This is a genomic window from Endozoicomonas sp. SESOKO3, assembly GCF_024606255.1.
The window spans coordinates 1-1,993 of record NZ_JAHHPR010000017.1 but is presented as its reverse complement, the minus strand read 5'-3'; the positions used below and the strand labels follow the sequence as shown (position 1 = coordinate 1,993).

Genomic DNA, 1,993 nt, shown 5'->3' with positions numbered 1-1,993 from the left:
TTGCCACCATTGAAGTAGAAAAAGTTGAAGTGAATGGGCGTACCTTCATGCGTCTCATCGCTTCGGGCGATCAGCCTCCTGAACTGAAGCGACTGGGTCAATCGCTTTTTGTCAACGATGAAGCTCTCCTGGCAGCCGCCGCCTCTGCCTATATCCAGGTTCATGTCCTGGGAGAGGATATACAACAGCAGGCCCTGAATGAACTGTTAGCACACAGCAAACCCGTCGGATACATTGTACACAGGGAGGATGACACACAATTTTATCCTCTGCCTGCGGGCTATCCAAAGCTGGAAGTATCAGAAGTTTCGGGAGAGGTGATTGTTTTCCATGGTCAGAAACTGAATCCGCATGATATCGCTTTTGTAGAAAACCTCAATAAACCTCTGGGTACCGAACTCGCTTCTTCGTTAACAAGACAGGTTAAAAAATACAAGGTCAAAAGCTACCAGCACGTCATTCGAAGCAGGCAGATGGCAGTGCTGGAGGATTTTGTTACACGACACGACGCTGCAGTTAACAGAGATCAGGAAACGCTTGCAGGGAAAAATAAACCGGAGACACTTTCCCTTGAAGAGGAAGATAAACTGGCGATACTTTCGCTTGCATACTACGAGTCTCTTCATCAGGCGTTAGCCAGCGCTACTCCAGATGAGGCAGATGAATTTGAGTTCACACCGGAACACATCAAAATCGCTTCGTCAGTCACCACGCCAACCTGGTTGCATATTCAACTTGCAAAACACTTCAACTTCAGACCCGTACTGAGAGATCTTCTGAATACCCGGCATTTTGTTCAGAATATGCTGAATACTGCACCCCATATCTCCAAACTACCGGGCGATTTTTGTTACAACGACGAACATTTTGCTGACAAAGTCCTGCGCGACCTGGCCAGACAATTGATTGAGGTGGATAACACGCTCGAAGACCTACAGATAAAAGAAGCCAAACTCTTACAGCTTGAAAATCAATTGCAGCAAGCAATGGAAAGAGTCGACGCAATTGACAAGGAAAAACAGCAAACACAACGACACTATGAGCAAGCTGAATTTGAGCTGGGACATCTTCGTTACGATATAGAAGAGCTTGAAAACCAGGAACGGAAACTTCAGAAGAAAATCAAACAAATTCCAAAGCTGAAACAACAACTCCGTGATGCCAGAATAGAAATCATAAATACCTACAACTCTGAGCTGGCAATAGCGCTTGGCATTGATGACTGGGATGATGCCCAGCCACAAGAAGAGCAATCCAGACGTCTCCTGGAGACAATTAATGACATGCGCACAAAGGTTGTCGCAACCTATACCGCAACAGGACAGTCTGATGAAGAAGTTGTAAAAGCAAAACTGGCGGCGATTGAAGGCCAGTTCAGTATTACTCCGGACGATAAAAACGATCTGAGTTACAGCAACCCCAGGTCCGGTTTAAATCTGGATGAGACATTAATGATGGCCGAAGAGAATCCTTCGGAGAGTCTGGCTTTAATTGAAAGACATTATGGTCTGGTCCCGGTTGACAAAGCTGACCTGAATGCACGTATCAAGGCCATTCAGGAACACCTTAAGCACGTTAACTACTTCAAGCAACTGGAAGAACAGGCCGATCAACCACCTGTTCAGCAACAAAGCATCGGCACAGAGACAGAAAAAGCAGCAGCAACCCGAGCTCACAATGCAGTCATAGGCTCGCATTTAAACTTGCCAGATTTTGAAGACAATACAGATCCTGACACTCAGCAAGAAGTTCTGTTCAATTGGATTGAATCAATGAATGCTGAAATACAAAAAATTAACAAAAGTGAGCGATGATCAACTTAGCGAGATTGAAACACATCGCAAAAAGATTGAAACACTTCGCAAAAATATTGAAACACTTCGCAAAAGTCTTAAAACACTTCACATAAAGGATGCTGATCAAGTTGGTCTTATTCGAGAAATTCAGTCACGGAATTATAGACAACTTGACGAAAATGTAGCACTTCTCAGAG

At 44.6% G+C, this 1,993-nt stretch carries 2 protein-coding genes; both read left to right on the top strand.

The window, feature by feature from the left end; all coding sequences use genetic code 11:
• Window positions 1–1,814: hypothetical protein (locus KDK18_RS00215; protein WP_257252348.1), on the top strand; the 1,814-nt coding region annotated here is incomplete at its 5' end.
• Window positions 1,777–1,993: hypothetical protein (locus KDK18_RS00210; protein WP_257252347.1), on the top strand; the 217-nt coding region annotated here is incomplete at its 3' end. The genes KDK18_RS00215 and KDK18_RS00210, both read left to right, overlap by 38 nt.